We start from the raw sequence: 409 nt of genomic DNA, 5'->3' as shown, positions 1-409 counted from the left end.
CTCATCGGCCGCATGTGGTGGTGTCTACAGAACGGTCAACTCTGGGACGAGCACGCCGCCTGGAACGAACTCTCGACGGGCCCCGCTCAGGTCGCTGCTTGACACTCACTCGCGTGGGATGTCTACCCCTGCAGGCGCTGATCTCCGCCGGCTACCACGACGAAGCCAAAGCCTGGCGGGAATGGCTACTGAGAGCAGTCGCCGGAGACCCCGCCGACCTGCAGATCATGTACGCCCTGGACGGCACCCGGCGGCTGCCCGAAGCCGAACTGCCCTGGCTCACCGGGTACGAAAACTCCAAGCCCGTGCGGACGGGCAACGCCGCCTCTGACCAACTGCAACTCGACGTCTGGGGCGAGACCCTTGACGGCCTCGCTCTGGCCCGCAACGCCGGGCTCGCCGACCACGA

Annotated in this window: 1 protein-coding gene; it reads left to right on the top strand. The window is 67.0% G+C overall.

Going from position 1 to position 409, the window contains the following annotated elements:
- Positions 1-409 (top strand): glycoside hydrolase family 15 protein (locus RM423_RS25085; protein WP_396327887.1); only part of this gene is annotated, 409 nt, incomplete at both ends.

This window comes from Jatrophihabitans lederbergiae (genome assembly GCF_031845305.1).
Lineage (GTDB): Bacteria > Actinomycetota > Actinomycetes > Mycobacteriales > Jatrophihabitantaceae > Jatrophihabitans_A > Jatrophihabitans_A lederbergiae.
The sequence above is the reverse complement of the archived record's forward strand: the minus strand, read 5'-3'. Positions and strand labels throughout refer to the sequence as shown.